The organism is Amycolatopsis circi (assembly GCF_003385235.1).
Taxonomy (GTDB): Bacteria; Actinomycetota; Actinomycetes; order Mycobacteriales; family Pseudonocardiaceae; genus Amycolatopsis; species Amycolatopsis circi.
The window spans coordinates 50696-71265 of sequence record NZ_PQIA01000005.1; the positions used below are offsets into that span (position 1 = coordinate 50696).

The 20570-nt window shown below is 66.7% G+C and carries 19 protein-coding genes; 6 read left to right on the forward strand and 13 right to left on the reverse strand.

Features of this window, described 5'->3' with window-relative positions:
• Positions 1 to 5: 5 nt before the first annotated feature.
• The 3 genes from mnmA to D0D37_RS02230 all read right to left on the reverse strand — a co-directional run bounded on the left by mnmA (position 6) and on the right by D0D37_RS02230 (position 3730).
• Positions 6 to 1100, reverse strand: coding sequence for a tRNA 2-thiouridine(34) synthase MnmA (gene mnmA, locus D0D37_RS02220; protein WP_116198798.1), 1095 nt, complete (start codon positions 1098 to 1100; stop codon positions 6 to 8).
• A 4-nt stretch (positions 1101 to 1104) separates the two neighbouring features.
• Complete coding sequence (locus D0D37_RS02225; protein WP_116198799.1) at positions 1105 to 2301, reverse strand: cysteine desulfurase family protein; 1197 nt, start codon at positions 2299 to 2301, stop codon at positions 1105 to 1107.
• A 64-nt stretch (positions 2302 to 2365) separates the two neighbouring features.
• Positions 2366 to 3730: an MFS transporter gene (locus D0D37_RS02230; protein ID WP_116198800.1), complete on the reverse strand. Its 1365-nt coding sequence runs from the start codon at positions 3728 to 3730 to the stop codon at positions 2366 to 2368.
• Between the two features lie 437 nt (positions 3731 to 4167).
• On the opposite strand from D0D37_RS02230, the gene D0D37_RS02235 reads away from it, so the two are divergent.
• A complete protein-coding gene (locus D0D37_RS02235) occupies positions 4168 to 5073 on the forward strand; it encodes an NADP-dependent oxidoreductase (RefSeq protein WP_116198801.1) in 906 nt (301 codons plus the stop codon).
• Positions 5074 to 5507: 434 nt separating this feature from the next.
• Here D0D37_RS02235 and D0D37_RS02240 read toward each other — a convergent pair whose 3' ends face one another.
• The 4 genes from D0D37_RS02240 to D0D37_RS02255 form a co-directional block, all read right to left on the reverse strand.
• Complete coding sequence (locus tag D0D37_RS02240) at positions 5508 to 6392, reverse strand: lysophospholipid acyltransferase family protein (RefSeq protein WP_116198802.1); 885 nt, start codon at positions 6390 to 6392, stop codon at positions 5508 to 5510.
• Entirely contained in the window at positions 6389 to 7171 is a 783-nt protein-coding gene (locus D0D37_RS02245; RefSeq protein ID WP_116198803.1) for a GNAT family N-acetyltransferase, read from the reverse strand. The genes D0D37_RS02240 and D0D37_RS02245 overlap by 4 nt, the downstream gene beginning before the upstream one ends.
• A gap of 177 nt (positions 7172 to 7348) precedes the next feature.
• A complete protein-coding gene (locus tag D0D37_RS02250; protein WP_116198804.1) occupies positions 7349 to 8308 on the reverse strand; it encodes an electron transfer flavoprotein subunit alpha/FixB family protein in 960 nt (319 codons plus the stop codon).
• Positions 8309 to 8336: 28 nt separating this feature from the next.
• Positions 8337 to 9122, reverse strand: coding sequence for an electron transfer flavoprotein subunit beta/FixA family protein (locus tag D0D37_RS02255; RefSeq protein WP_116198805.1), 786 nt, complete (start codon positions 9120 to 9122; stop codon positions 8337 to 8339).
• A gap of 243 nt (positions 9123 to 9365) precedes the next feature.
• Here D0D37_RS02255 and D0D37_RS02260 point away from each other — a divergent pair, with 243 nt between their 5' ends.
• Positions 9366 to 10205: a DegV family protein gene (locus tag D0D37_RS02260; RefSeq protein WP_116198806.1), complete on the forward strand. Its 840-nt coding sequence runs from the start codon at positions 9366 to 9368 to the stop codon at positions 10203 to 10205.
• On the opposite strand, the gene D0D37_RS02265 is transcribed toward D0D37_RS02260, so the two are convergent.
• Entirely contained in the window at positions 10183 to 10614 is a 432-nt protein-coding gene (locus tag D0D37_RS02265; protein WP_116198807.1) for a hypothetical protein, read from the reverse strand. The genes D0D37_RS02260 and D0D37_RS02265 overlap by 23 nt on opposite strands.
• A gap of 53 nt (positions 10615 to 10667) precedes the next feature.
• Here D0D37_RS02265 and D0D37_RS02270 point away from each other — a divergent pair, with 53 nt between their 5' ends.
• The 3 genes from D0D37_RS02270 to D0D37_RS02280 are packed head-to-tail and all read left to right on the forward strand — an operon-like array spanning position 10668 to position 13476.
• Positions 10668 to 11441, forward strand: coding sequence for a class I SAM-dependent methyltransferase (locus tag D0D37_RS02270; RefSeq protein WP_116198808.1), 774 nt, complete (start codon positions 10668 to 10670; stop codon positions 11439 to 11441).
• A complete protein-coding gene (locus D0D37_RS02275; protein ID WP_116198809.1) occupies positions 11438 to 12967 on the forward strand; it encodes a 1,4-alpha-glucan branching protein domain-containing protein in 1530 nt (509 codons plus the stop codon). Before D0D37_RS02270 ends, D0D37_RS02275 begins: the two co-directional genes overlap by 4 nt.
• 17 nt (positions 12968 to 12984) lie before the next feature.
• A complete protein-coding gene (locus tag D0D37_RS02280; RefSeq protein ID WP_116198810.1) occupies positions 12985 to 13476 on the forward strand; it encodes a glutathione peroxidase in 492 nt (163 codons plus the stop codon).
• A gap of 518 nt (positions 13477 to 13994) precedes the next feature.
• On the opposite strand, the gene D0D37_RS02285 is transcribed toward D0D37_RS02280, so the two are convergent.
• Positions 13995 to 15809 carry a glycoside hydrolase family 2 protein gene (locus tag D0D37_RS02285; RefSeq protein WP_116198811.1) on the reverse strand — a complete coding sequence of 605 codons (1815 nt, stop codon included), beginning with the start codon at positions 15807 to 15809 and terminating at the stop codon, positions 13995 to 13997.
• Between the two features lie 527 nt (positions 15810 to 16336).
• Here D0D37_RS02285 and D0D37_RS02290 point away from each other — a divergent pair.
• Positions 16337 to 17590, forward strand: a complete 1254-nt coding sequence (locus D0D37_RS02290; protein WP_116198812.1) for a glycosyltransferase family 4 protein — start codon at positions 16337 to 16339, stop codon at positions 17588 to 17590.
• 69 nt (positions 17591 to 17659) lie between these two features.
• Here D0D37_RS02290 and D0D37_RS02295 read toward each other — a convergent pair whose 3' ends face one another.
• The 4 genes from D0D37_RS02295 to D0D37_RS02310 all read right to left on the reverse strand — a co-directional run bounded on the left by D0D37_RS02295 (position 17660) and on the right by D0D37_RS02310 (position 20058).
• Positions 17660 to 18121 (reverse strand): MarR family winged helix-turn-helix transcriptional regulator, encoded by a 462-nt coding sequence (locus tag D0D37_RS02295; protein ID WP_116198813.1) that lies wholly within the window; start codon positions 18119 to 18121, stop codon positions 17660 to 17662.
• A gap of 242 nt (positions 18122 to 18363) precedes the next feature.
• Complete coding sequence (locus D0D37_RS02300; protein ID WP_116198814.1) at positions 18364 to 19155, reverse strand: alpha/beta fold hydrolase; 792 nt, start codon at positions 19153 to 19155, stop codon at positions 18364 to 18366.
• 146 nt (positions 19156 to 19301) lie between these two features.
• Positions 19302 to 19706, reverse strand: a complete 405-nt coding sequence (locus D0D37_RS02305) for a DMT family transporter (RefSeq protein WP_279630239.1) — start codon at positions 19704 to 19706, stop codon at positions 19302 to 19304.
• A 34-nt stretch (positions 19707 to 19740) separates the two neighbouring features.
• On the reverse strand, positions 19741 to 20058 hold the full coding sequence (locus D0D37_RS02310; protein ID WP_116198815.1) for a DMT family transporter: 318 nt from the start codon (positions 20056 to 20058) through the stop codon (positions 19741 to 19743).
• Positions 20059 to 20570 lie beyond the last annotated feature (512 nt).

Genomic DNA, 20570 nt, shown 5'->3' on the forward strand with positions numbered 1-20570 from the left:
GGAGATCAGCGAGTGCCAGAGATCTTGGCGCTCCCGAGCACGAGGTCGCCCGCCTGGTCGTCTTGCCGATAAAGGACAACTACTTGGCCAGGTGCTACACCGCGCAACGGCTCGCGCAACTGGATGGAGACTTGCCCGCCTTCGCCTACTTCGGCAATCGCATCGGCAATGCCTCCGTGCGCGCGAACCTGGACGGTGCATTCGGTCGGTCCGTCCAAGGCTCGTCCGCTCGGCCAGATCGCCCGGTCCGCGTCGATGGCCTGGACACCGAGGTCTGCCGACGACCCGACCTTCACCGTGCCCGAAACAGGTTCGAGCGAAAGGACATAACGAGGTCGCCCGTCAGCGGCCGGCGCGTCGATGCCGAGGCCCTTCCGCTGGCCGACGGTGAATCCGTGCACGCCGGTGTGACGCCCGAGCACAGCGCCTGTCTCTGCGTCGACCAGTTCGCCGGGACGCTCGCCGAGCCGCTTCTCCAAGAACTTCTTGGTGTCACCGTCCGGGATGAAGCAAATGTCGTGGCTGTCTGGCTTCCGGGCGACGGAAAGCCCGCGCTGCTCCGCCTCGGCCCGCACCTCCGACTTCCAAGAGTCGCCCAGCGGAAACATCGCATGGCTAAGCTGCTCTGGCCGCAGTGAAGCCAGCACGTACGACTGGTCCTTGCCTTCGTCCGCGCTCCGTCGGAGTTCCAACTCGCCGTCGACGGTCGCCAGGCGCGCATAGTGTCCGGTCGCAACAGCGTCGAAGCCAAGAGCGAGCGCCTTCTCAAGCAGCGCCTCGAACTTGATTTTCTCGTTGCAAGTCACGCAAGGGTTCGGCGTGCGGCCGGCTGCGTACTCGCCGACGAACGTCTCAACGACCTCTTCGGTGAAGCGCTCGGCGAAATCCCAGATGTAGAACGGGATGCCGAGGATGTCCGCAGCCCGGCGGGCGTCGTGCGAATCCTCGATGGTGCAGCAGCCGCGGGAACCCGTCCGCAGCGTGCCAGGTTGAGCCGAAAGCGCCAGGTGCACTCCGACGACGTCGTGGCCGGCGTCCACTGCACGCGCAGCGGCGACGGCCGAGTCGACTCCTCCGCTCATTGCGGCCAATACCCGCATTGCTTTACACCTCTTGCTTCTGCGTCTGCTTGCGCATGCCGGCGAGACCGGCCTGTCGGGCGCGGGTGACGACGCCACCGATCTCACGGGCCAGGGTATGCACGTCGTCCAGCGTCGACGTGTGGCCAAGCGAGAATCGGAGCGAACCGCGGGCTGCGGCGGCGTCGGCCCCCATTGCCAGGAGAACGTGACTTGGCTGTGCGACACCCGCGGTACACGCTGAACCGGTGGAGCACTCGATGCCCTTGGCGTCCAAGAGCATCAGCAGGCTGTCGCCCGCGCAGCCTGGGAAAGTGAAGTGAGCATGGCTCGGCAAGCGGTCACCGTCGCGGCCGTTAAGAATCGCGTCCGGGACCTCGCGCAGGACCGCGGCGACGAGTTCGTCGCGCAGCTTCTCGACCCGAGCCTCGTACTCCGCACGACCGCCGATCGCCGCTTGCACCGCAGCGGCGAAGCCCGCAATCGCCGGGACGTCGAGAGTGCCCGAGCGAACACTGCGTTCCTGGCCACCGCCGTGGAGCACAGGGACGCACGAAGTGTCGCGGTCCAGGAGAAGCGCGCCGACACCGTACGGGCCGCCGAGCTTGTGTCCGGTCAGCGTGAGTGCGGCTGCGCCGGATGCGGTGAAGTCGACCGGAACCGCACCGACCGCCTGGACGGCATCGGTGTGCAGGGGGATCGAGTATTCGTTGCAGACCTCGGCGAGAGCGGCGACTGGATTGACCGTGCCGACCTCGTTGTTCGCCCACATCACCGTTGCCAGGGCGACGGTCTCCGGTGCCGAATCGATCGCGGCGCGGAGCGTTTCCGGCGACACCCGGCCCTGGTCGTCTACTTCGAGCCAGGTGATCTCGGCGCCGGAGTGCTGCTCCAGCCACTCGACCGTGTCGAGGACCGCGTGATGCTCGACCGTGCTGCAAAGAATGCGATGCCGAGCCGAGTCCTCGCCGTTTCGAGCCCAGAAGATGCCCTTGACCGCGAGGTTGTCACTCTCCGTGCCGCCGCCGGTGAAGATGACTTCCGACGGTCGCGCGCCCAAAGCTGCGGCGATGACTTCCCGTGCTTCCTCAACAGCCCGCCGAGCTCGCCGTCCCGAAGAATGCAGCGCGGAGGCGTTGCCCACGGTGGACAAAGCCTCAGTCATCGCCGCAATGGCTTCGGGCAGCATCGGAGTGGTTGCCGCGTGGTCGAGATAGGTCATCGCTCTATCAGGGTAGACCGATGCGGCCTGTGACGAAGCTCGCCCCAGGCCGCGGAGTGGCACGTCACACCTCTTTCGGCCACCTGCTCGTGAGCCGGACGCCGAGCAGCGCGAGCAGGACGAGGCCGACACTGAGCAGTCCCATCGCGGGAGAAGGCTGGGCGGCCGAGGCGACGACGGCCAGGAGCACCCCGCCGAGACCAATGAGCAGCGCTGATCCGACCCAGTCGGCCAACTGCATCGCGGACGTGTTGAACCCGCGCTCCCCCTCCGGCGAGTAGCGCAGCAGGAGGACCGAGATGGCCGGCATCGCGATTCCCATCCCCGCACCGCCGACTGCGCAAACGGCGAAGGCCACCCATGCGGGGAACCACGGTTGGGCGACAAAACCGAAGCCGACTAGACCCACCGCGACGAGCGCGAAGCCGGTGCGCAGCGATGCCTCCCGCGACCAGTCGAGGAAGCGGCCTTGGAGACCCGACGCGGCGGACCAGCCAAGCGCGGTAATGGTGAGCGGCAGGCCAGCGAGAGCAGGGCTGTAGCCGTGGACGGCGGTCATGGTCAGGGGGAGATATGCCTCCATGCCTGCATATGCGCCGGCGATCAGAGCTCGAGAGGCGACCACCGTGGGCAATCCGGGGCGAGAGGTCATGGTTCCGCCAGGCAAGAGCTTGCGTAATGCGACGGCTAGTGCGACAAGACCCACCGCGCCGTACGCGAGTGCGGCGGGCGATGGGTGCTGTGCAGCCCAGCTCAGGGCGGCGATCCCGAGCGCAGCAACGACAGCGGTGATGACGCCTCCGCGACGTCCGGCTGGGAGCGGCACGTGGGCGGGCAATCGGCGAGTGATTTTCCAGAGAAGACCGATTCCGATCCCGACCAGAGGAAGCAGTCCGAGGAAGACCCATCGCCAGCCCACGGTCACAGTCACCAAACCGGCGACGGACGGGCCGATTACCGCCGGGAGGACCCAAGCAGCAGCATTGGCCGCATAGATGACGGGTCGTTCGCGGTCGGTGAACGTCAGGGCGATCAGCAGCGAGACGGACACCAGCAGAAACCCGGAGCCGAAGCCCTGAAGCGCACGGCCGACTAGGAGCACTGGCATTGTCGTGGCGATGCCTGCGACGGCTAGTCCTGCGGCGAACAACACCGGTCCCACCAGGAGGGCTGGTGCTGGGCCGCGGCGGTCGCCTAGTCGTCCGGACAAGACAGTGGCGACGACACTGGCCACCAGGAACGTTGTGAACGGCCAGGAATAGAGCGCGAACCCGTGAAGCTCGGCGACGAGCGTCGGCATCGCGGTGGCGACGCCCATGTTTTCAAAGGCCACCAGCGTGACCACAAGCAACAGGCCAACGGTGACAAGGCGGTGTTCGCGACTCCAGAGGACGCTTTTCCTAGGCTGCGCTTCGACGGTCTGGCTCATGATCGCGAGCTTGCAACCTCCAGCGCTCTGGAGGTCAAGCCGTCCATCGAGCTTTCGGGGTGGGCAGTGGGGCACCTCGCATCGGGCTGGTTTCCGATGCGCAGGATGACGTTCGCGACTCAATCCGGAGAAGCCGGATCTGCGGGATTCGGCGACTACGTGAACATCCAGGAAATCGAGGGCGCCCGGCGCAGGAAGTCGATGACGCCGGGTAGCTGCCGACGTCGTTGTGGACGCCTAGACCGATGAATCGGAGTCCTTGCGGGTAGCCGTCAGCACTGTCTGTGTCACGACGCCGGGTCGGGTCGGGTGATTGAGCGAGACAGGAGCGCGGGTGTTGCCGTTGACTGGCGAATCGAGCGTGCGGTTCGGAATGCGCCGGATGCTGGTTGGCTTTAAGTAGGACGTACGGCGACCGAAGGAGAGTGCGAACCGAGATGCGAGCTATCACTTTCGCCGAGTACGGCGGGCCCGAAGTGCTGCAGCTGAAGGATGTTCCGGTGCCGGAGCCCGGCCCGGGGCAGGTGCGGGTCGCGGTCCGGCGCGCGGGGATCAACCCGATCGACTGGAAGATTCGTTCAGGGGCGATGGCGGGTGGCGCGGCGCTCGAAGGTCCGCAGATTCCGGGGCTGGAGATCGCGGGAGTGGTCGACGCGGCGGGCGTCGGCGCTGAATTCGGCGTCGGAGACGAGGTGTTCGGCTGGTCTGCGACCGGCGGGTACGCGGAGTTCGCGCTCGGCGGAGCGATCGTGCGCAAGCCGGCCGACCTCTCCTGGGATGACGCGGCGGCGTTGCCGGTTGCTGGCGAAACCGCACTGCGCGTGTTGCGTCTGCTCGACGTCAAAGCTGGTGAGCTGTTGGTTGTCCACGGAGCGAGTGGCGCCGTCGGCCGTTTCGCTACACAGATCGCGGTCGCGTTGGGCGCGACGGTGATCGGAACGGCTGGACAGCACAATCTCGATGAGGTGAAAGCGCTGGGCGCGATTCCGGTGCGCTACGGCGACGGGTGGCTCGAGCGGGTCCGTGAGGTGGCCGATCGGCCGGTCGACGCGGTGTTCGACGCGTCTGGCCATGGCGTTTTGCCGGAATCGGTCGAGCTGCGCGGGTCGAAGGACCGCATCGTGACCATTGCCGACGGCGCGGCATTCCAGCTCGGGTTGCCTTTCTCGTCGGGAGGCAAGGACGGGCAGACGCAGCAGGTGCTGAACGAGATCCTCGGGTATGTACACAATGGACTGCGGATTGCGCAGGGGAAGACCTTTCCGTTAGAGGAAGCGGCAGCTGCGCAGGAGGAGAGCCGCAACGGGCACCCTGGTGGGAAGCTGACTATTGCCGTTTCCTGACCACGATCAGCGGCTAAGCACGACGGCAGGGTCGCTCGGTGACCATGCAGATCGGGTGTCGCCGGTTTGCGGCGGCCGTGGCGAGCGGGCCGTTGCCGCTCAGTGGCGAAAGCCTGGGCACTGCGGGCAGGCGCGCCGAGGCAAGCGGGTGTTGCCGCTGTGTGGCGACACCCGAGGGGCAGCGACCCGGTGCGCCGAAGCAAACGATTCGTCGCCATTCGGCGGCGACTGATGGCGGAGCGGCGGTTACCGGCAACGGGCCGGGTAGCCGTAGCCATCCGGTGGCGAGGCGAGCCGGGTTGCTGTTGCCGTTGAGTGGCGAATGGGCTGGCTACGGTCAGTCGAAGGCCAACCCGGCGGGGATCGGAAAGCGGTGGAGAGGTGTCGCCAAAAAATGGCAACACCTCTCCGCGAACCTGTGACCAGGGTATTCGTCAGTGCGCGACCGGCTGGGAGGGCGCGCGACGGCCGGCCAGCACCCGGCGGCGTTGCGGCGGGATGCGGACTGTCCCGAGGGCTGAGTGGACAGCCGCCTCGGCAAGAGCCGCCAGCGAACGACGGTCTTCCGCGCGGCCCGGGGCGATCTCCGGGCACACGTGCACTTCCAGGACCAGACCGCGCAGCGCGGCAACCCGGCGCAACGACGCGATGAGCGACTCCGGCCCGATGAACGCCGGCTGGCTGGTTTCGCGGCCGTCGGCGAGGCGGTAGCGAAGGGCGATCGGTCGGACCGGGACGCCGCCGTCGATCGCCGCTTGGAAGGTGGCCGTTGTGAAGCGGCCGGAGGCCAGGCCGCACCAGGTGGTGCCCTCGGGGGTGACGTTGACGAGCGCGCCGGCGCGGAGGCTGTCGGCCAGTTCGGACATTGTGCCTGGCAAGGTGCGCAAGCGGTTGCGGTCCAGGAAAATACTGCCGCCGCGACGCACGAGCGTGCCCAGGATCGGCCAGGAGCCGATCTCGATCTTCGCGAGCGCGCGCATCGGACGCAGGGCGTTGATGGCGATGATGTCCAGCCACGAGATGTGGTTGTTCACCACGAGCGCACCGCGACCGGCCGGAGCGGCGAGGAAGTCCGCACCGCCCACGACAGACATCCGCACGCCGAACGCCCTCAGCACCGCCCGGAAAATCCGGCGCATCATGCGTTCCCGGCTCCGGCCGCGAATCGCCAGCAACGCCGGCACGACCAGCAGCGCCGCCAAGACCACGGAAATCGCTGCGGTGAAACGCAAGACTCGCCGCGACAAGCCAACCGTCGGTGCGCCTTCGGTCAGACAACCGTCACCGCAGGGCGAAGTCGGCATCCAAGCGTGACTCATCCTTGCGCTCCGAGGAAGAACTTCAAGTACCGCTCGTCGACCTGCTGCAGATCAAGAAGAACAAAGAAGTCCGCGACACCGAAGTCGGCATCGAGGGCCGGCGGGCCGCACACTTTGGCGCCGAGCCGCACGTAACCCTTGATCAGCGGCGGAAGCATGGCCCGGTCGGGACGCGCGATCGTGCCCGGCTCCCACGGGTTCAACGGCGCGACGCGCAACGACTCGTCGGCATGATGCTTGGTGCGCAAGACATCCCAGACACCCGCGGCGTAGCTGCCGCCATCGTTCAGCTGGACCGAGGCGCAGCCGGCGAGATAACGGTGTCCGGAAAGGAGCATGTAGCGCGCGATCCCGGCCCACACCAGGCTCACGACGGCGCCGCTGCGATGGTCGGGGTGGACGCAGGACCGTCCGGTCTCGACCAAGGACGGCCGCAACGCGGCGAGGGTCGTCAGGTCGAATTCGCTGTCGGAGTAGAGCTTTCCGGCCTGCGCGGCGCGGTCCGGCGGGAGCATGCGATAGCAGCCGACGATGTCGCCGGTGTTGTCGTCGCGGACCACGAGGTGGTCGCAGAATTCGTCGAAGTAGTCGACATCCCGGCCGGGCTCCGGGGAATGCAGTTCCGCCCCCATCTCCTCGGCGAAAACCCGGTATCGCAGTTTCTGTGCGGCGAGCACTTCATCGTTCCCGTTGGCGACCAGAAGCGAATACCGCGGAGCGCCTGCGGGAAGGTCGGCACCCGCCTGATCAGTACTGACGAGGAGCTGTGACGACGTCATGGTCAAGGTGTACCTGCCGGTAAGCGGCCTCGGAGAGTGCCAATCGATGACCGGTCAGTGCACGTTGAGTTAATTGCGGGTTCTCAGGTTCCTCTCAGGCAGACGGGAGGCTTCCGGAGAACGCGGAAGGCCGCCGCGTGGCGAGCACGCGACGGCCTTCCGGGCGAAAGAAAAACGTCAGCCCTTGCGCTTGTCGACAGCCTCGGTCAGCTGCGGTGCGACGTTGAACAGGTCGCCCACCACACCGAAGTCGGCGATCTCGAAGATCGGAGCCTCGGCGTCCTTGTTGACCGCGATGATCGTCTTCGACGTCTGCATGCCGGCGCGGTGCTGGATCGCGCCGGAAATGCCGAGCGCGATGTACAGCTGCGGCGACACCGTCTTGCCGGTCTGGCCGACCTGGAACTGCGCCGGGTAGTAGCCGGAGTCGACAGCGGCACGGGACGCACCGACAGCCGCGCCGAGCGAGTCGGCCAGCTTCTCGACGACGTCGAACTTCTCCGCCGAGCCGACGCCGCGGCCGCCGGACACGACGATCGACGCCTCGGTCAGCTCCGGACGGTCGCCGCCGACGACCGGCTCGATGCCGGTGATCTTGGCGGCCTTCGCCGGGTCCTGTGCCGGAATCTCGACGGTCTCCTCGGCAGCCGCGCCATCGGCGGCCTCCGCCTCGACCGCACCCGGACGCACCGACACGACCGGCGCACCCTTGGCGGCCTTGGCCTTCACGGAGAACGCGCCACCGAAGATGGACTGGTCCACGGTGCCGTCAGCGTTCACGCCGACCGCGTCGTAGAGCAGACCGGAGCCGAGCCGCAGCGCGACCCGCGCGGCCACCTCCTTGCCCTCGGCGCTGGCGGCGACGAGCACCGCGGCCGGGGAGACCTGCTCGGCGAGCTTCGCGAGCACGTCGACCTTCGGGGTCACCAGGTAACCGGCAGCGTCGTCGCCCTCGGCGACGTACACCTTTGCCGCGCCGTGGCCGGCGAGCGCTTCCTTGGCCTTCGCCGCGGTGCCGGTCGGGCCCACCACGACGGCGGAGGGCTCGCCGAGGGCGCGCGCGGCGGTCAGCAGCTCGAGCGTGACCTTCTTGACATCACCGTCGACGTGGTCGACGAGGACGAGTACTTCAGCCATTTTCTGGAATCCTCCTCGAAACCGTGTCTCAGATGAGCTTCTGCGCGACCAGGTACTCAGCGACCTTCGAGCCGCCGTCGCCCTCGTCCTCGACCTTCTCGCCCGCGGTGCGCGGCGGCTTCGGCGAGGCCTCGACGACCGTCGACCACGCGTTGCCGAGACCGACCTCGCCCGCGTCGATGCCCAGGTCGGCGATGGTCAGCGTCTCGACCGGCTTCTTCTTCGCGGCCATGATGCCCTTGAACGACGGGTAGCGCGGCTCGTTGATCTTCTCGCTCACGCTCACCAGCGCCGGCAGATTCGCCTCGAGGTGGGTGATGCCGTCTTCCGTCTCGCGGTCGGCCTTCACGGCGGAGCCCTCGACGGTCAGCTGCCGCACGTAGGTCAGCTGCGGCACGCCGAGCAGTTCGGCGAGGATCGCGGGCACGGCGGCGCCGCGGCCGTCGGACGCCTCGTTGCCGGCCAGGATCAGGTCGTAACCTTCGACCTTGCCGACGGCGGCGGCGATGACCTTCGCGGTGGCGATCGCGTCGGAGCCGTGCAGCGCCTCGTCGGACACGTGGATGGCCTTGTCGGCGCCCATGGAGAGCGCCTTGCGGATCGCGTCGGTGGCGCGGTCCGGGCCGACCGAGATCACGGTGACTTCGCCTTCTCCGGCTTCCTTGATCTTGAGGGCCTCTTCAACGGCCTTCTCGTTGATCTCGTCGAGCACGGCGTCGGCGGATTCGCGGTCAAGGGTGTTGTCGGAACCGGAGAGCTTCCGCTCCGAGTAGGTGTCCGGTACCTGCTTGACCAGGACAACGATGTTCGTCATGGGTCTTCTTCGACCTCCCGGTTGGGGCCGGCTCTCGGCCGCGGGACAGTGCTCTACTGAGCGGTAGATTAGGGCCAATTCCGCGGCCGGACCCCTCGAGGTGACGGCATTCACCTGGATGAGCAATCTATTGGGACCATCGTCCTAGTAGTTGCCCGGTTAGCCCGTCCAGCGCGCCGCTCGCCCGATCGGAGCAACGGTCACTTACTCGCAGTAGGCCGTGAGGGGTTACGCTCCGGCACCATGTCCGCGCACATCGCCGTAGTCACCGACTCGACCTCGTGCCTGCCCGAGCAACTCGCCGCTCAGTGGCGAATCAGTGTCGTCCAGGTCCAGCTGCACGTCGGCGACCAGACAGATGACGAGCACCGTTTCGACCGGGGCGAGCTGATCCAGACGATGAAATCCGGCGCGGCCGTCACGACTTCGCCGCCCGATCCGGGCGCGTTTTTCTGGAGCTACCAGGACGCGGCCTCCGCGGGTGCGTCCGCGATCGTGAGCCTGCACATCTCCGGACGGCTTTCGCAGACCGTCGAAGCCGCCCGCGAGGCCGCCCAGCAGGTCCGGATTCCCGTGCACATCCTCGACAGCGGGACGGCCAGCATGAGTCTCGGCTACGCAGCGGTGTCCGCCGCCCGCGTCGCCGGGGCCGGCGGACAGCTCGAGCGGGTCCTGGACGCCGCGGAACGGCGAGTGCGCAACTCGACCGAACTGATCTACGTCGACACTCTCGAGTACTTACGGCGATCAGGACGGATCGGGGTTGCCCAGTCGATGCTCGGAAGTGCGTTCGCGATCAAGCCGCTGCTCACCGTCCGCAATGGGGAAGTGAGCCCGCTTGCCCGAGTTCCCGGCACTAAACGAGCGATGAACCGGCTCGTCGACCTGGCCGCGAAGGCCGCCGGCGACCAGCCGGTGGACCTCGCGGTGACCCGATTCGGCTCCGACGAGAGCGAGGTCGTCCGGAAATTGCGGGAGCGCGTGCCCGGCGCGGGCGAGATCGTGGTGGGCGACGCGAGCACCGTGATAGGCGCTCACGTCGGTCCGGGTGCGCTCAGCATCACGGTGTCGCCATCGAACTGACCTCGATTCGCCGCCCCGGGACCAAAAGCACCACAAGCGGCAGCAAGACCGTCACCGCGAGGCCGCCGAGAATGAGCACCTGGTCGAGCTGCGGAAAGTGCCCAACGTGGCCCGCGTGGTAGACGAGGTGCGGCACGGCGAACAGCAGCGCCGCGACCGCCACCAACCGCGCGACAGTTGTGGTGCCCATCACGGCAGCGCCGACCAGCATCGCGCCGAGCGCCAGGCTGAGGCCGCCGAAATCGATGATGAAGTGCTCGTTGTAGGGCCCGTCCATGGAGACCCAGCCGTGCCGGAAACCGGGAAAGTCCTGGTAGAACCCCATCGGGTCGAGCAGTGGCCACAGCCCCTGCACGAGGGTGTAGAGACCGAGCAGGAGCAGGAGGATGCGCGTGATCGTCCGTTGCATACGGCTGGAACGAGACGGCTGCGCGAAACGTGACAGGCGCTAGGGTCGCGCAGGTGACCAACGCAGCCACCCGGGCCGAGGCACTGCACCTCACCGGCGAACGGACCGTCCCCGGCATCCCCGAGGAAAACTATTGGTTCCGCCGCCATGAAGCCGCCTACCTGGCCCTCCTCCCCCACTGCACCGACGCGACGGTGCTCGAAGCCGGCTGCGGCGAGGGCTACGGCGCCGGGCTGATCGCCCAGCACGCCCGCCGAGTGCTCGCGCTGGACTACGACGTACCGACCACCGAGCACGTCGCACGCCGGTATCCGGACGTCGCCGTCGCCCGGGCGAACCTGGCGTACCTCCCGCTGCGGGACGGCGCGGTCGACGTGGTGGCGAACTTCCAGGTGATCGAGCACCTGTGGGACCAGGACGGTTTCCTCGCCGAATGCTTCCGCGTCCTGCGCCCGGGCGGGAAACTGCTGGTCACGACCCCGAACCGGCTCACCTTCACGCCGGACAGCGACACCCCGCTCAACCCGTTCCACACGCGCGAACTGGCACCGTCCGAATTGGACGGACTGCTGCGCGCGGCCGGATTCACCGTCGCGGCGCTGAACGGACTGCACCACGCGGAAACCCTGCGCACCACCGAAGCCCGCTATGGCGGCTCCATCATCGACGCCCAACTGGACGTCGTAATGGGCTCCCTTCCCGGACAGGCCACCTGGCCCGCCGACCTCCTCGCGGATGTCGCGGCGATCCGGGCCGACGACTTCGCCGTGCACGACGACGACCTCGACGCGAGCCTCGACCTGGTGGCCGTGGCGGTGCGACCGTGAGCGCCCGGAATTCCGCCTCCGAAGGCACGTTTTGCCTCGTCCTGCACAGCCACCTGCCGTGGCTGCCGCACCATGGCAGCTGGCCGGTCGGCGAGGAATGGCTGTATCAGGCGTGGACGCATTCGTACCTGCCGGTCGTCGACCTGCTGCGCCGTTTCGCCGCTGAGGGGCGACGCGACGTCTTGACGCTCGGCATGACGCCAGTCCTCGCCGCGCAGCTTGACGATCCGTACGCCATCCGCGCCTGTCACGACTGGGTCGGCCACTGGCAACTGCGCACGCAGCACGCATCGACGCTCTGGCACGGCGATCCGTTGCTACGCGACCTCGCCGCCGCCGAACACCAAGCTGCCATGCACGCCACCGAGGAGCTGGAAACGCGCTGGCGACACGGTTTTTCGCCGATCCTGCGGTCGCTTGTGGACAATGACACGATCGAACTGCTCGGCGGACCGCTGGCGCATCCGTTCCAGCCTTTGCTGGACCAGCGGGTGCGTCGGTTCGCCCTCCAGGCCGGGTTGGAGGACACCGCGCTGCGCATTGGCCGCGCACAAGAAGGTATTTGGGCACCTGAATGTGGTTATGCACCGGGAATGGAGCAAGATTATCACGACGCCGGGGTGCGACGCTTCCTTGTCGACGGCCCTTCACTCCATGGTGACACCTCGGCCGCGCATCCCGTCGGCGACTCCGACGTTGTCTGTTTCGGCCGCGATCTCGAAGTCACGTACCGGGTTTGGTCGCCGAAAGCTGGCTACCCGGGCCATGCGGCGTACCGGGATTTCCACACCTGGGCGCACGAAGTCGGACTCAAGGCGTCACGCGTCACCGGCAAAACCGTTGAGCCGCAAGACAAAGCCCCATACGACCCCGCGCTCGCCGCGGACGTTCTAGGTTCACACGTCAAGGATTTCGTCGAAACAGTCGTCGCGCGGCTCCGGTCGCTCCGCGAGCAACACGGCCGCGAATCGCTGGTAGTTGCCGCCTACGACACGGAACTCTTCGGGCATTGGTGGCACGAAGGTCCCGCGTGGCTCGAAGGAATCCTGCGCGCGCTGCCCGAAGCGGGCGTCCGCGTGACCACATTGCGGGGCGCGCTCGAGGCTGGCCACCTAGGCGAACCGATCCAGTTGCCCGCGTCCTCATGGGGTTCTGGCAAGGACTGGCGAGTCTGGGACGGCGAACAGGTCGCGGACATGGTGCAGGACAACGCCGCACTGCAGACCCGGCTGCTCGATCTGGTCGACAAGCAGGATGGGACCGCTCGCGATGCCGTTGCCGACCAAGCCGTCGCCGAGGCGATGATGGCGCTGTCCAGCGACTGGGCGTTCATGGTCACCAAAGACTCCGCCGCCGACTACGCCCGCCGGCGCGCCCGCGTGCACACCGAACGATTCGATGCCCTGGCAGGGTTGCTCCGCAGCGGGGATCGTGCCCGCGCGCTTGCCCTGGCAGAGGAATACCGCCGGGCCGACGGCCCGTTCGGACATCTGGACGCGCGCGCCCTGCGCCGTCCTCACGCATGACGATCGAAGGGAATTCCATGGGAATCCGTGACCTGCCCCTCAAGACCCTGTCCGGCGACGACGCCACTCTCGGCGGACCACTGGCAGGAAAGACGCTGCTCGTGGTGAACGTGGCCTCGAAGTGCGGGTTGACGCCGCAGTACACCGGTTTGGAAAGCCTGCAGGAGCGCTACGGAGACAAGGGCTTCTCGGTCGTCGGGTTCCCGTGCAACCAGTTCGCCGGTCAGGAGCCAGGAACGGCGGAGGAAATCCAGACGTTCTGCTCCACCACGTACGGAGTGTCGTTCCCGCTCTTCGAGAAGATCGACGTCAACGGCGAAGGCCGGCACCCGCTCTACGCGAGCATCACGGAAACTCCCGACGCGGACGGCGAAGCCGGCGACGTGCAGTGGAACTTCGAGAAGTTCCTGATCAGCCCGGACGGCAAGGTGCTCGGTCGCTTCCGCCCGCGCACGGAGCCCGAAGACGAGACGATCGTCGCAGCGATCGAAGCGGCACTGCCTGCTTGAGCTTCGGCCCTGCTCTCCGGCCTGCGTTTATGGCGGCCGGAGAGCATTTGCCGTTTTTCGGCAACTGACTACCTCCGCGGAGTCAGCCGGGTTCCGCGGAGGAGATACCGATGGCCGTCGATTCGTGCCGTTGCCGTTCAATGGCGAAAAGTCAGGCGTTCAGCTGCTCCCTGCGGCGTTGTCGCCTCTCATCGGCGACTGCCGACCAACAACCTGAGTCGCCGTGGACGGACATCGCCACGCACAGCAGCCTCAGGCCACCGGCCCCGACCGCCTTCAGTACGGTTCGCCGTTCGCAGGCAAATTCGGCACGACCGGTCGCTGCGGCACCGTAGCCGCTGACCGGCGAGGACAGAGCAACGCGTCCGGGATGGACGACAGCTCGCCAGCGCCGAAACGCCGTCGACCAGTTCGTCGCCAGTGAGCGGCGAATCGCAAGTCAGCCAGGTTTGCCCCCCAGGCCGCAGCCCCGTGCAGGACTGCCTATCTTGTGTTGCCGCTCAGTGGCGAATCGCAGGTCAACGGCTATCCGGAGCCTCGCCAGCCAGCTCGGCAGCGGTCTTCACCTCAGGGTACGAACCACGCGCGATCACCACTCGGTTGTGGTTCGCGGCGTCGGCGAAGTCGAGCTTCTGCACTCGGCGGTCGTAGGTGAGGAGGCCGTTCACTTCGTTCTCTACATCGGTGGTCTGAGTGTAGATCGCACCGGACAATCCCAGCTCGGAAACCAACCCTTCGAGGCGTTCGCTCACCTCCGCGTACCGGCGAGTGAGATGTGCTGAATCGGTCGTCATTTCGTAGGCGTTAGGCGGACCCGGCCAGATGTGGTCTTCGAGGAGCAAGCCCAGGCCGCCGTATTCGCCGTCCACCGATGCGCGATGGTCCCCATCGTGCGGCTCCCCCGGTCCCACATACGTGTGATCGTCGTAGATATCGCCGGCACCGGTGTCCGGGTGGGAGAAGCAACAGTTCACCCCGCTGTTGGCGATCACCAGTCTCGTCGGGTCGAGTTCCTTCACTAGTTCCGCGATCCGGGGCGTATCGAATTCTCCCCAGCCTTCGTTGAACGGCACCCAGGCGACGATTGACGTGACGTTGCGCAGCTGCGCGACCATTTCCCGCAACTCGGCCTCGAATCGCTGCTGTCCTTCGGGCAACGGATCCGGCGCGTGCCCGGGCGGTCCCGCGAACGAGACGACCAGCGACGGCATGTCCTGCCAGACAGCCAAACCCAGCCGATCCGCCCAGTAGTACCAGCGCGCGGGCTCGACTTTGACGTGCTTGCGGACCAGGTTGAACCCCAGTCCCTTCGTCTTCTCGAGATCGAATCTGAGCGCCTCGTCCGTCGGAGCGGTGTAACCGCCGTCCGGCCAGTAGCCCTGATCGAGTGGTCCGTGCAGGAAAGCGATCCGGCCATTCAAAGCGATTCGTGGCCGTCCGTCGACATCCGGGACGATTTCTACCGTTCGCAAGCCGCAATAACTGGCGACTTCGTCCAGGGCATCACCGTGCGCATCCAGAAGCCGGACGGTGATGTCATAGAGAAACGGATCGTCAGGAGACCACAGATGGGGTTCCGGAGGGGTGGCCCGAAGCCGTGCGCCAGCGGCACCCAGAACCCGCACTACCTCGTCGCCGTTTTGCGGCGAAACGCTCAACTCCACTTGAGCACCGCCAGTGACCTGCGGGAACACCGACACGCCAGAGAGGTCCGAACTGACTTCGAGGGCGGAAATGCGCTCGTTCGGCACCGGTTCGACCCATACGGTCTGCCAGATTCCCGACGTCGGCGTGTAGCAGATACCGCCAGGCTCGTTGCGCTGCTTGCCGATCGGGTACGGCTCGATGTCCGTGCGGTCCTCTGCGCGAACGGTAATTTCCTGCGGCCCTGATGCACGGAGCGCGTCCGTGATGTCCGCTGAGAACGACGTGTACCCGCCCTCATGGGTGACCACCGTCTGGTTGTTGACCCGCACTTCGGCTTTCTGGTCGACTGCACCGAAATGCAGCAGCACCCGCCGTCCGCTCCAGCTTTCCGGCACCTCGAACAACCGGCGGTACCACAGCACTTCGTCGCGTCGGCCGATTCCGGAGAGCGCTGATTCGGGTGCGAAGGGAACCAGGATGCGCTCGCTGTACCCGACGGGGCGCGGCTCGGCGGGCGAAGCAGGCCATCCTGCGTACTCCCAGACGCCGTTGAGACTCAGCCATTCCGGCCGGCGCAGTTGGGGGCGCGGGTACTCGGGTAGCACCGCGGCCGGGTCGACTCGGTCGGTCCACGGGGTGGTCAGCGACGAATCCGCGCGCTGCCATTCGGGCTCTGTTGGAGTCATCACCGATCATGGTGGCAGAGAAACGCGATCCGCGGCATGGCTTGAGACTGCGCAGGCGGCCGGTGAACGCTCCTGCTCGACGGTCCTGACGGCTGCTGGTGGTCGACGGCTGGCGACTGGTCATCGGTGGAGCTTCCCCAGGCGGAGCAGTGGAGTTGCCCTCGACGACCGTTTCGCCACTCAGTGGCTAATGGCTGGTCAGCCGCTGGCAAGTGCGCTTCGACCGAGGGCGCAGAGGGTGGGCTTCGACGCGCCGGGGTGGCTCGTCGCGACGGATAGCCGCCGTGGAACTCGCGCTGCAGTCTGGCGGTGGCTGCTGGCCGAGGACAGGGGTGCTGACCTGCGCGAATGCTGTCGTCACAGGCTGGCCAACCGGTCCGGCGGAGCTGTTGCCGTTTTTTGGCGAAACGCTCTGACCAGCGGGTTCTTCCCTGATCCGGCACGGTTTCGCCGGGTTTCGGGGTGGCTTTCCGGCGGTCATTCGGGCGGCCGCCCCAGGGTAAGCGACTGGCGAGTAACCTCGGGCCATGCGCGTGCTGATGTTGTCCTGGGAGTACCCGCCGGTGGTCATCGGCGGGCTGGCCCGGCACGTTCACGCGCTGGCGAGGCATCTCGCGCAGCAGGGCCACGAAGTAGTCGTCCTCTGCCGGCACACCGCGGGCACCGACGCGTCGACGCATCCGCGCAGCGATCGGGTCATCGAGGGGGTCCGGGTCGTCCGGGTTGCCGAGGACCCGATGCATCTGACTTTCGAGCGGGACCTCGTCGCGTGGACCCTCGCCATGGGCCACGCCATGGTCCGGGCGGCGCAGGATTTGCTCCGTACCTGGCAGCCCGACGTCGTTCATGCTCACGACTGGTTGGTCACGCATCCGGCGATCGCGGTCGCTGAGGCTGCGCGGGTGCCGCTCGTCGGGACGATTCATGCGACCGAGGCAGGCCGGCATTCGGGTTGGCTGTCGCATCCGCTTAACCAGCAGGTGCATTCCGTCGAATGGTGGCTGGCCAATCGCGCTGACGCGGTGATCACCTGTTCGCAGGCCATGCGCAAGGAGGTCTCGCACCTCTTCGAGATCGACCCGGCCGATGTCGCGGTGATCCACAACGGCATCGAGGGACGCAGTTGGCGGGTGTCGTCCGGCGAAGTCGCGAGAATGCGCGAGCAGCACAGCCCGGACGGTGCTCCGTTCCTGCTGTTTTTCGGCCGGCTGGAGTGGGAAAAGGGCGTCCAAGACCTGCTGGCCGCGTTGCCCCGGATCCGCCGCCAGTTTCCGGGGACCCGAGTGGTCGTCGCCGGAAAAGGGCGACATCACGACGAGCTTGTCGCGCAGGCTCGCAAGCTGCGGATTCGCCGGGCGGTGGACTTCGTCGGTCATCTCTCCGACCGCGACCTGCGCGCTCTCCTGGCCGCCGCCGACGCGGTCGTGCTGCCGAGCCGGTACGAGCCGTTCGGGATCGTCGCGCTGGAGGCCGCCGCTGCGAAAGCGCCGCTGGTGGCGTCGACCGCGGGTGGGCTCGGCGAAGTTGTCATCGACGGGGAGACCGGCTTGGCTTTCGCACCGGGTGACGTCGCCGGCCTCGCCTCGTCCGTGACGGCTGTCTTGAGCGACGTTCCGGCCGCGACCCGGCGCGCGCGTGCGGCGCAGGCCCGGCTCGGCGCGGACTTCGATTGGGGGCGGATCGCGGAGGCGACCGTCGAGGTTTACCGACGGGCGCGAGTCGGCGAGCCGGTAGAGTTGGGGCGGCCGAAGATCGCGACTGGCAACGCGTTCGAGGTGTAGCACCGAGGGTAGGGCGCGGCTGGTCAGGGAGATTTGCCGTTCAGTGGCGAATGCCTGGTCAGGACAGTGTTAGCGCGGGTCGACGGCCGCGATGAGGTCGCGGTAGTCGGGGTCTGCTGCCACTCGGTCGAAAGCACTCGCCAGGGCGGCTTCGTAGACCGGGACGGCTTTGCGCAACGTGACGCGTCCGGCGTCGGTGATTCCGGTGTAGACACCGCGGCGGTCGTATTCGCAGAGACGTCGTTCAGTGAGACCGGTCCGCTCAAGACGGCCGACGAGGCGGGTCGCGGAACTCTGGTTGAGCGACGTCGCGTCCGCGAGTTCCTGCATGCGGAGTTCGCCGTCGGGGCGATCGGCCAGCGACATCAAGGCGACGAATTCCGAGAAGCCCAGGTGCAGTTGCCGTTGCAAGGCCTGCTCGACCTCGTGGTCGACGCGGCTGCGCAGCGCCATCATGCGGGGCCACATCGCGCCGAGGGTGGTGAGTTTCGCCCCTGCCGACTTGCGTCCAGGGGAAGGTGTGGTGGCCACGCGAACGACCTCTCCGGCAAAACCTTGTCCGACATCGAGAAGTGGTGCCGATACCTCTTGTATAGCACATGTGCGTGCATGCAATTGGGTGCTCGTCAAGCCGCACGTTGTCGGGAGACCTTGGTTGACCTGAGCGGCATTGGGCGGTGGCAGAACCTAGGCGTCTGGCAGTGCAAGAGTCTGAAGGAACCGTCCGGTTGCGCAGTTTCCACAGTCCGGCTTGGGCTGTTTGGCGGAACCGGTCAGGCCAACGACTGCAGGAACCCTTGCAGCAACGGGTTGACCTGCTCTGGATGCGTCAGGGTCGGAGTATGGGCTGCGCCGCGGATGACGTGTACGTCGCTAGCGTTCGGGAGGCGTGCGCTCAGCAGATCCATGCGTTCGCACGGAAGGGAAACGTCCTGCTCGCCCCACATCAGCAACGTCGGACAGGTGATTTCGTTCAGGCGGCCCGAGACGTCGTCTCGCTCCAGCAGGCAGTGCGCGGCCGGGCCCAGCGGCAGCGCGGGTGCGGCGCGCCATCGTGCGCGTAACTCGTCACGCAGGCTGGATTCTCCGAGCAGTTGCGTCGACAGGGGTATGATGAGGTCATCAATTGGACCGTATTCGCGCAAGGCGGCGAACATCTCGCCGTAGCCTGCCTTGTCGGCTGGATCGCACGCTGTCGCTTCGGTGTCCCACAGCACCAAGCCTGCGACACGTTCGGGTGCCAGCAACGCAATCCGCAGCGCGGTGAAGCCGCCTTGGGACAGTCCACCTGCGACGGCGCGTTCAATGCCAAGCTGGTCCAGCAGACCGAGCGCGTCTCGGGCCTGGTCCCAATAGGTGTATGACGTGCCGGGATCGTCGTCCGGGGTTTGCCCGTGGCCGCGGGCGTCCCAGGTGATCACGCGCCACTCCGGCGTGAGCGTCTCTGCTTGCGGCGAAAAGGTTGAGTGGTCCAGGAAGTAGCCGTGTCCTAGCAGCAAGACCGGGCCTTCTCCCCCGGTGTCGGCGAAGAAGATCGGACGGTCGTTGACAGTTGCCGTGGGCATTCGGCTGACCTCCAGGTTCGTCGCAGACAGCGGTGCCGCGCCGGTGCAGCGTAGTGAAAAAGCGTGCTCGTTGGGTGTCCGCGGCCAAAGCCGAGCAGGTTCAATGGCAGTTGGCGAGTGTCAGTGGGACCCCGGACTGGATACGGTCAGTCGTCGGTCTTCGCCGAATCGGTGGACCCGCCGGCGAGTTTGAGGCAGATGACTCCGGCGATGATCACTGCCAGGAACAGAATGCGCAGCGGTCCCAGGCTTTCGCCGAAGATGATCGCACCGAAGATCGCGGCGCCGCTCGCGCCGATGCCGGTCCAGACCGCGTAGCCGACGCCGACGTCGATGGTGCGCAAGGCCAGGCTGAGCATGAAAATCGTTGCGGCTGCTGTGATTACGGTGACGATCGACCATGGCAGGTTGGTGAACCCGCGACTGCCGTCGGTGCTGACGGCGAACGCGATTTCGCAGACACCGGCGAAGAGGAGAATGCCCCACGCGCGGCGTGTGGCCTGCGTCTTCTCCGGTGCGATGGCTAGTGCTGCTTCAGGCTGAACGGACACGGCGGGAATCCTTTCGGGAGCGGGAAGACGAGAGTCAGGCACCGGTCAGCTGCAGACCGATGATGCCGCAGATCACCAGGCCGAAGCCGATGAGCTTGTGCCAGTTGAGCTTCTCTTTGAAGATCAGCGCGCCCAGCAGCACGATGCCGACCGAGCCGAGACCGGTCCAGATGGCGTAGCCGACGCCGACGTCAAGGGTCAGCAGGGCACGGCTGAGGAAGAAGATGCCGCCAGCCGCCATGACCAGCGTGAACACCGACGGCCACAGCTTCGTGAACCCGTCCGTGGCGTTGGCTCCGAGCGCGAAGGCGATCTCGAAAAACACAGCGATGCCGAGGTAAAGCCAGTGCATGGTTTCTCCGGATGCGAGGCGAGATCGGAAGCTGCTCGGCACCTTCGCCGGCGACGCTCCCCCAGGTAGTTACTTGTACAATATATGTATGTCGAATCAAATGAGCAAGGGTTGTTCGACGGGTGGACGGGGCTGCGACGGATGGCTGCCGAGGAGGCGTGCGGCGTTGGCCAGCGGGGCCATCGATGCTTGAAAAATGGCGTTGACCAGGTATTCGCCACTGAGCGGCAACGGCAGTTCGGGCAGCTGAGACCCGGGCGGATAGTCCGGTGCGGCCCGTTCGTGTCGCTGGTCGGCGGGACGGATCTTCCGTTTGGAGCGCGCGTTGACATGGCGTGGTCGAGGGCCGGACGCCGGTTGAACAGGTCGGACCGACGGGGTCGGCTGGGCGGGGATCCGCGCGGAACGCGTCTGTTCGTCTGGGCCCGCTTGGCCGAACGAATCGGGCGACTGGATGCGTCCGAGTTGGATAGTGCGGTCGCAGAGGGCGTGGCGATCAGGTGACCGATCGA

What these genes read in the sequence shown, in the direction of transcription:
- mnmA (WP_116198798.1), bottom strand. Translation starts at nt 1,100, where the DNA reads ATGCGGGTATTGGCCGCAATGAGCGGAGGAGTCGACTCGGCCGTCGCC.
- D0D37_RS02225 (WP_116198799.1), bottom strand. Translation starts at nt 2,301, where the DNA reads ATGACCTATCTCGACCACGCGGCAACCACTCCGATGCTGCCCGAAGCC.
- D0D37_RS02230 (WP_116198800.1), bottom strand. Translation starts at nt 3,730, where the DNA reads ATGAGCCAGACCGTCGAAGCGCAGCCTAGGAAAAGCGTCCTCTGGAGT.
- D0D37_RS02235 (WP_116198801.1), top strand. Translation starts at nt 4,168, where the DNA reads ATGCGAGCTATCACTTTCGCCGAGTACGGCGGGCCCGAAGTGCTGCAG.
- D0D37_RS02240 (WP_116198802.1), bottom strand. Translation starts at nt 6,392, where the DNA reads ATGAGTCACGCTTGGATGCCGACTTCGCCCTGCGGTGACGGTTGTCTG.
- D0D37_RS02245 (WP_116198803.1), bottom strand. Translation starts at nt 7,171, where the DNA reads ATGACGTCGTCACAGCTCCTCGTCAGTACTGATCAGGCGGGTGCCGAC.
- D0D37_RS02250 (WP_116198804.1), bottom strand. Translation starts at nt 8,308, where the DNA reads ATGGCTGAAGTACTCGTCCTCGTCGACCACGTCGACGGTGATGTCAAG.
- D0D37_RS02255 (WP_116198805.1), bottom strand. Translation starts at nt 9,122, where the DNA reads ATGACGAACATCGTTGTCCTGGTCAAGCAGGTACCGGACACCTACTCG.
- D0D37_RS02260 (WP_116198806.1), top strand. Translation starts at nt 9,366, where the DNA reads ATGTCCGCGCACATCGCCGTAGTCACCGACTCGACCTCGTGCCTGCCC.
- D0D37_RS02265 (WP_116198807.1), bottom strand. Translation starts at nt 10,614, where the DNA reads ATGCAACGGACGATCACGCGCATCCTCCTGCTCCTGCTCGGTCTCTAC.
- D0D37_RS02280 (WP_116198810.1), top strand. Translation starts at nt 12,985, where the DNA reads ATGGGAATCCGTGACCTGCCCCTCAAGACCCTGTCCGGCGACGACGCC.
- D0D37_RS02285 (WP_116198811.1), bottom strand. Translation starts at nt 15,809, where the DNA reads ATGACTCCAACAGAGCCCGAATGGCAGCGCGCGGATTCGTCGCTGACC.
- D0D37_RS02290 (WP_116198812.1), top strand. Translation starts at nt 16,337, where the DNA reads ATGCGCGTGCTGATGTTGTCCTGGGAGTACCCGCCGGTGGTCATCGGC.
- D0D37_RS02300 (WP_116198814.1), bottom strand. Translation starts at nt 19,155, where the DNA reads ATGCCCACGGCAACTGTCAACGACCGTCCGATCTTCTTCGCCGACACC.
- D0D37_RS02310 (WP_116198815.1), bottom strand. Translation starts at nt 20,058, where the DNA reads ATGCACTGGCTTTACCTCGGCATCGCTGTGTTTTTCGAGATCGCCTTC.